The following is a 6,754-nucleotide window of genomic DNA, read 5'->3' on the forward strand; positions in this document are numbered from 1 at the left end:
GACCCGGCCCGCTCCTCCGCCCCGTCCGCCCCGGCTCCCGGGGTCACCGTCTCCGTCCAGCAGAACCGCTCCGACATCGCCGGCGGCACCATGGCCTTCGAGGTCCACAACGGCAGCGGCGCCCCGATCGAGGTCACCGCGGCCCGCCTCGTGGACCCGCGCCTCGCCGTCCCGCTCACCTGGACCGGCGGCACGGGCGTCCCCGACGGGACCTCGCGCGACCTCCGCGTCGACGTGCCCGAGCCCGCCTGCCCGGTCGCGGAGGCGCCCACTGCGCTCGAGGTCGTCCTCGCCATCGACGGCCACGGCGAGCACGCGTACCCCGCCGACGACCCGTTCTCGTTCGTCGACGCTCTCGCCCGGTCCGGATGCTTCGCCCGCACCGTCGACGCCGACCTCGCCCTGCGGATCGACACGTCCGGAGGCGCCGCGCACGAGCCGGCGCGCCTCACGATCACCGCCGACGTCCGGGGCACCCCCCTCGTGCTCCGCAGCGTCGACGCCACGATCCTGCTGCAGCCGCCCGACGCCGCCGACGCCTGGACCCTCGACCGCTCCGTGCCCGCCGGGACCCTCGACTCCGTGGTCCTGGACGCCGTCCCCACCCGCTGCGACACCCACGCGCTCGCCGAGGACAAGGTCGGCACGCGCCTGCCGGTCACCGTCGAGACCGCGGGCCGGCAGGGCACCGTCGTCGTCGCCGCGACCCCCGAGCAGAAGGGCGAGCTCTACGCGTTCATCACCGCGTACTGCTCGTCCTGAGCAGGGGTGGCGGGCGGTCCGGGGACGCGGACGTCGGCGCCGCGGACGCGTCTCGCCGTCCACCTCGGCCGTCACTCGCCGCCGCTCGCCCGCATCGGCAGGTTGCGCCGTCGGCCGCGCCGAGCCGGTCCCGCCCGCCGTGGGACGAGCCCGGCCTGCCCCGCCCGCCGTGGGACGAGCCCGGCTTGCGCCGCCCGGTGGCTCGGCTCAGCCCGCTCGACTCAGCTCAGCCCGGTTCAGCCAGCGCCCCGCTCCGCTGTGCGCGCCCCAGCCGCGCCCGTCCGCTTCACGCCGGCGCCGTGCTCAGCGCCTGCAGCCCCGTCACCCGCAGCAGGTCGAGCCGCGCCTCGTCCTCGCTGCCCGGCGCCACCGTGTAGACGACGATCCGCAGGTCGGTGCCCGGAGCCGTGAGCACGTCGCAGTCGATCGTGATCGGTCCGACGGGCGTCCGCGTCACCGTCTTCCGGCTCGCGCGGTGCTCGGCGATGCGCGCCTCCGCCCAGCGCCGCTCGAACTCGGGCGACTCCTCGCGCAGCCGGGCGACGAGGGCGGCGAGCGCCGGATCGCGCGGGTAGCGCCCGGTCGCCGCGCGCAGGTCGGCCGCGAGGTCGCTCGCGAAGTCCTCCTCGTGCTGCGCGTCGAACTCGGTGCCCGCGTGTCCGGAGGTGAAGTGCCGCCAGACGAGGTTCCGCTCCAGCCCGGTGAACACCGAGGGGTCGCCGTTGAGGGCGGCCCAGAGCGGGTTCCACAGCAGGATGTCGTGGGCCGCCGTGAACACCGCGAGCGGCACGTCGCCCAGGCGGTCGACGATCCGCTGCACGCCCGGGCTCACGTGCTGCGGCACGACGCCCGGCGAGGGGACGGCGGCGCCGGCGACCCGGTAGAGGTGGTCGCGCTCGCTGTCCGTGAGCCGGAGCGCCACCGCGAGAGAGCGGAGCATCGACGGCGACGGGTTCCGCGCGCGTCCCTGCTCGAGCCGCACCAGGTAGTCGACGCTCACGCCCGAGAGCGCCGCCAGCTCCTCGCGGCGCAGGCCCGTGGCGCGGCGGCTCGAGCCCGCGGGCAGGCCGACGTCGGCGGGACGGATGCGGTCGCGCCACGAGCGCAGCACCGTGGCGAACTCCTCCATGCCGCCCATCCTCCTCCGCCCGCCGTCGCCGAGCCAGGTACTGACGGTCCCCCCGTCGAGCGCGGCCTGGTCGAGGCCCGACGACCCGCGCAGGATGGGCGCATGACCACGACACTCATCACCGGAGCGAACCGCTCCCTCGGCCTCGAGACCGCCCGCCGACTCCTCGAGGCGGGCCACACCGTCTACGCCGGCATGCGCGACACCGCCGACGGCGACGCCGCCCGCGCGCTCGGCGCCCGCCCCGTCCGCCTCGACGTCACCGATCAGGCGAGCGTCGACTCCGCGATCGCCTCCCTGCCCGGGCTCGACGTGCTCGTCAACAACGCCGGAGTGCTGGGCACCTCGTTCGGCGTCGACGACCTCACCCCGGAGGCGATGGCGGGCGTCCTCGAGACGAACGTCGTCGGCATCGTCCGCGTCACACAGGCCGCGCTCCCGCTGCTGCGGGCCTCCGCGGCCCCGGTCGTCGTGAACGTGGCGTCCGGAGTCGGCTGGCCGCGCTGGCTGAGCACCGAGGGTCACGACAAGTTCCCCGTCGCCGCGATCCCCTACGCGGCGTCGAAGGCGGCGGTCGTCGCGCTCACCGTGCAGTACGCGAAGAACCTGCCGGCGATGCGGATCAACGCGAGCGACCCCGGCTACACCGCGACCGACTTCAACGGGCACGGCGGGCACCAGACCGTCACCGAGGGCACGGACGCGACCGTCGCGCTCGCCCTGCTCGGCTCCGACGGGCCGACGGGCGAGTTCCACGACCGGCGCGGGCGCATCGAGTACTGAGCGGCGGGGAGGCGCGGGCGCGGCCTGGCGGGGGCGGCCGGACGCCGGCCCGGACCCGGCGGGCGTCCACGTGTCCGTTCGAGGGGCCGCAGCCCCGAGCCCGGCGTGCGCCCACGCGCCCGCTCGGGAAGGTCCCGGCCCGACCCGACGTGCGTCCGCGCACGCCCGAGACGCGGTGAGGTCCCCGAACCCGCCCTCGGCGCACCGGCCAGCACATGGTGATGAGGTGTCCTGTCTGCGCGGTCACCGGTCCTCGGTGCTGGGCTGTGAGTGACGGCCGGAGCCGGGACGCTGCCCACCGCGTGACAGAGGGCCGGATGAACCGCCGGCCCGACGGTGCGTGCTCGCTCCGGTGCGCCTACCGACTCACCGCGTCTCGTGTCAGCTCTGCAGCTCGACCCCCCAGTTCGTCCTCTGGACATCGGCGTCGAGCCCGCGCAGCTCGCGCGCCACGGCGTCGGCCTGCTCGCGCAGCTCCCGCACCGGCAGCGCGGGCAGGCGGCGCAGCTCGCTCCGGAGCTGGCGGTAGCCGCGCTCGCCGGCGGCCGCGTCGGCCGCGCGGGTCAGGAGGCTGTGCCGGGCGCGCAGGGCCTCGCGCCGGGCGAGCGCCGCGGTCAGCACCTCTCCGGTGGGAGTGGTCGCCGTCGCGTTGGTGAGGTTGATCGCCGTGACCAGCCGCTCGAGCTCGCCCAGTGCGCGCGTGCAGTCGGCGAGCAGCTCGGCCGGGTCCTCGGTCGGCTCCTCCCCCTCCTGGTAGGAGGCGTTCGCGACGATCCGCGACTGGAGGGCCTCGATCCGCTTCTGCAGGTCGGCCCGCTCGAGGAGTGCTTCGGCGAGAGTCATGCGACCAGGCAAGCACACATCGACGGGACCCGCGCCCCTAGGCTGCGACCGTGCCGCTGCAGAACCATCCCGGAGACGTCGAGTTCCCCGTCCGACCCCGGCTGCGCTACGCGCGGGCGGCCGATGCGCACCGGCGCGGGCAGGGCGCCGGACGCCGCGCCCTCCTGGTGACGGCCTTCGCGGCTCCGGTGGGCCTGGTCGGCTTCGCATGGGGGCTCGCGCTCGGCGGCGGCGAGAGCGTCGTCGCGTTCACGGCGTTCGCGTTCGCTCTGGCCTTCGGGCTGCTCGCCGCCACGGTCGGCTTCCAGCAGTGGGATGCGCGCGCGCCGCGCCGCGAGCAGCTCGCCTACCTCGGCGCGGCCGGCTCGCCGACCCCGTCCCTCCGCCAGCAGCAGCTGCTCGCGCTCGACGCGGTCAGCGACTTCTCGTTCGCCGGCTGGAACTCCTCCCTCGCGTTCCAGCCCTCGTGGGCGGAGCTCCCGGAGGAGCTGCGGCGCCGCTACGCCGACGGAGCGAAGGGAGCGCCGTGGCAGCAGCTGCCGCTGCATCCGCTCGTCGAGCACCGGGTCGCGCTCGACCGCGACTTCCGCATCGCCTCGGCCGACGACGTCGAGCTGCTGGTCGCCGACGTGCTCACCCGCGGGCCGCTCTCGACCCGCTTCGCCGAGGTCTCGGCCTCCGCCGACGCCGAGCGGATGCGCTCCCGAGTCGCCGCGCTCACGGGCGGCAGCGAGTTCCACCTCCTCGAGCTCGCCCAGGCGGTCGACGGGCGTCCGCCGCTGCTCCTGCTCGCGGGCGACGCCGAGCGCACGATCGGCGCGATCCGCTACGCCTACGTCGCCGGCTACCTCCCGGCGGCGCGCGCCTGGGAGCTGCTGGCCGCGGTCGGCGACCGAGTCTTCGAGCGCTACTCCGGCTGGGACGCCTACTGGGCCGACGCGGCCCTCGCGATCGCCTTCCGCACCGACTCGCTCGGCGCCGTGCAGCACCACCACCGTCTGCGCGCGGAGCTCGCGGCCTCGGGGTGGCCGGCGGCGTCGGTGCCGTACCCGGGCTGAGCCCGGGGCGGCTGCGGAGACGGTTTGACCGAGCTGGAGCGTCCGGATGGGAGGCGTGCGCCCGCGCGGTGACCTCCCTAGCCCACGGGGCTGTCGACGCGGAGAGCGCTGCGGCCCCGCGGTCAGCCCAGCTTCGAGGCGGGCACCGTCTCGAGGTGGAGCAGGTCGCGGCGCAGGCGCTGCGAGCGGACGTAGCTGCTCAGCACGTGCTCGGGCGAGGGCGGGGAGTCGCTCCCGCCGAGGAGGGCGCGCGCGGTCGTGAGGCGTGCGCGGCGGATCTCGTCGAACACGGTGGTGCCGTTCCGCGCGAAGGTGCGCTGCAGCGTCCGCTTCGGGACGCCGAGGCGCTCGCAGATCTCCTGGACCGAGAGGCGGGGGTCGGTGGACATCGCGGCGATCAGGGCGAGGGCGCGCGTGTAGACGTCCTCGCTGCTCTCGCGCGGCAGCGAGGTCGCCAGCACAGCGCCCGCCAGCTGCTCGACGGCGGCCCGCACCAGGGGGAAGGCGGGGGAGTCGGCGTCGAGGGTGGAGCCGAAGGTCGCGTTGACGGTCGAGAGCAGGATGCCGCGGCTGGCCGCGTCGGCCTCGGTGACGACGGCGCCACGGTCGGCCGAGTCGACCAGGCCCAGCAGCGGGCGGTCGAGGGCGATCTCGGTGCGGGCGCTCGGGGTGTCGGTCACGATCGTGAACGGGGAGTCGCAGTGGAGGAAGGCGATGTCGCCCGGCGCGACGCGGACCTCGAGCGCCGCCGGATCGTCCGGCTGGATCACGAGCGCGCCCTCGAGCGGGATGATCAGGCGGACGCCCGGGCCGGCGGCGGAGGTGCGGTGCAGGCGGGCCGGCGAGTGCCAGATCCGGAGCACGTCGACGCCGTCGCTGCAGAGGGTGTCGGCCACGATGCGGAACGCGCCGTTCGCGCGGACGTCGACGCCGCTCTGCGCCAGCCACGCGGCCGCCGCGGTGTCCCGACGGGACACCCCGCGATCGACGATCGGTCGGCTGCCTTCTGCGATTCCCCTCACGGCGGAGTCCTTTCCTCTGGCGCGTCCTCCGTACGACGCGATCCCTCTACCCTGGCCGATCCGGCCCGGTGGTGAGAAGTCTTCATGCGATCGCATCGTCGCTCACCTCCACCGCAAGGTGTCGGATCCCGCCATCGGGGGACGGAACCGCACCTCCGGGGTGCGCCTCGGATCGACGTGGACCTCGAGCGCGGCGACGTCGGTGAAGGGCCGGTCGTCGCTCGTGCGGCCCCGCAGCACGATGGAGTGGCGGAGCGTCCGCGGTGCCCGCAGGGGCGCGATCGTGTAGTGCGCGACGGCCACGAATCCCGCTCCCGGGGCGACCCGCTCGGGCCGGCCGACAACGGTGACCGGGGCCTCGTCGTAGTCGAGCTCGACGCCCGAGCCGTCGGTGAAGGAGCCGCAGAACAGGGCGAGGTCGTGCAGGGCGGCGGTGCCAAAGTTGTGGAACTGCATCCAGAAGGTGATCACGGCGACGGAGCCGCGCGCGGGCGCGAGCCGCACCGCGCTGCCGTCGAGGACGAGGTGCGGAGGCGCATCGAGCGTCGGAGCTCCGAGCATCAGCCGCGCCGCCTGACGCCCGCCGCCGGTGCGGCCATCGGTTCCACTGCGCGTCCCGCCAGCTGCAGGAGGCCGCACGCGGCGACCACTCCGACGAGGGCGGCCGCCCAGCTCAGGTCCTGCTGGTCGAACTCCCGGAGGTGGGCCGGGACGCCCGTGAATCCGAGGATCCCCTGGGCCGCGGCGACGGTGGCGAAGGCGAGCAGCGCGGCCGTGGCGGCGACCGCGGCCGGGGCGGGCGGGTCGCCCTCCGAGCCCTGGGCGAAGCGGCGGACGGCGCGCGCGAGGGCGAGTGCGCAGAGGGCTGCGGCGACGAGGGCGGCCGCGGTGTAGGCCGGGCCGGCGGCCAGCAGGAGGAGGGCGCCGACGACGACCCGCAGGCAGGCCGGGAGGACGCCGGGAGCGCTGCATCCGCGCGCGCCCGGGCCTCCGCCGAGGGCCGCGGCGCGGGCGCGAAACTCCTCGAGGCCCCTCCGGACGCCATGAGGACCAGCGGCGCGGAGCAGGGCGGTCGCGCCCGGCCTCCCGAGGCGCTCCGCGAGGACGGATCATCGAGGTGCCGCGCCCCGTCCCCGCCCCGAAGGAGACCCGATGAC

At 75.8% G+C, this 6,754-nt stretch carries 7 protein-coding genes; 3 read left to right on the plus strand and 4 right to left on the minus strand.

The genetic code is table 11. The annotated features are described in order from the left end of the window. On the plus strand, positions 1-762 hold a 762-nt coding region (locus tag C5C39_RS17675), incomplete at its 5' end, for a hypothetical protein (protein WP_181136422.1). Between the two features lie 286 nt (positions 763-1,048). Here the strand turns inward: C5C39_RS17675 and C5C39_RS16790 are convergent. Next, positions 1,049-1,891 carry a helix-turn-helix transcriptional regulator gene (locus tag C5C39_RS16790; RefSeq protein ID WP_104335349.1) on the minus strand — a complete coding sequence of 281 codons (843 nt, stop codon included), beginning with the start codon at positions 1,889-1,891 and terminating at the stop codon, positions 1,049-1,051. A gap of 102 nt (positions 1,892-1,993) precedes the next feature. On the opposite strand from C5C39_RS16790, the gene C5C39_RS16795 reads away from it, so the two are divergent. Then, positions 1,994-2,674 carry an SDR family NAD(P)-dependent oxidoreductase gene (locus C5C39_RS16795; RefSeq protein ID WP_104353919.1) on the plus strand — a complete coding sequence of 227 codons (681 nt, stop codon included), beginning with the start codon at positions 1,994-1,996 and terminating at the stop codon, positions 2,672-2,674. A 381-nt stretch (positions 2,675-3,055) separates the two neighbouring features. Here C5C39_RS16795 and C5C39_RS16800 read toward each other — a convergent pair whose 3' ends face one another. Then, a complete protein-coding gene (locus C5C39_RS16800; protein ID WP_104224023.1) occupies positions 3,056-3,517 on the minus strand; it encodes a DIP1984 family protein in 462 nt (153 codons plus the stop codon). Between the two features lie 50 nt (positions 3,518-3,567). Here C5C39_RS16800 and C5C39_RS16805 point away from each other — a divergent pair, with 50 nt between their 5' ends. Then, the gene (locus C5C39_RS16805; protein WP_104314648.1) at positions 3,568-4,575 is read left to right on the plus strand and encodes a DUF1266 domain-containing protein; all 1,008 of its coding nucleotides are present in this window, start codon (positions 3,568-3,570) and stop codon (positions 4,573-4,575) included. Positions 4,576-4,697: 122 nt separating this feature from the next. Here C5C39_RS16805 and C5C39_RS16810 read toward each other — a convergent pair whose 3' ends face one another. Together C5C39_RS16810 and C5C39_RS16815 are read right to left on the minus strand one after the other, a co-directional pair. Continuing rightward, the gene (locus C5C39_RS16810; RefSeq protein WP_181027279.1) at positions 4,698-5,552 is read right to left on the minus strand and encodes a helix-turn-helix domain-containing protein; all 855 of its coding nucleotides are present in this window, start codon (positions 5,550-5,552) and stop codon (positions 4,698-4,700) included. A gap of 147 nt (positions 5,553-5,699) precedes the next feature. Then, positions 5,700-6,158, minus strand: coding sequence for a hypothetical protein (locus C5C39_RS16815; protein ID WP_104353920.1), 459 nt, complete (start codon positions 6,156-6,158; stop codon positions 5,700-5,702). Between the last annotated feature and the right edge of the window lie 596 nt (positions 6,159-6,754).

It is taken from the genome of Rathayibacter sp. AY1F3, from assembly GCF_002931975.1.
Taxonomy (GTDB): domain Bacteria; phylum Actinomycetota; class Actinomycetes; order Actinomycetales; family Microbacteriaceae; genus Rathayibacter.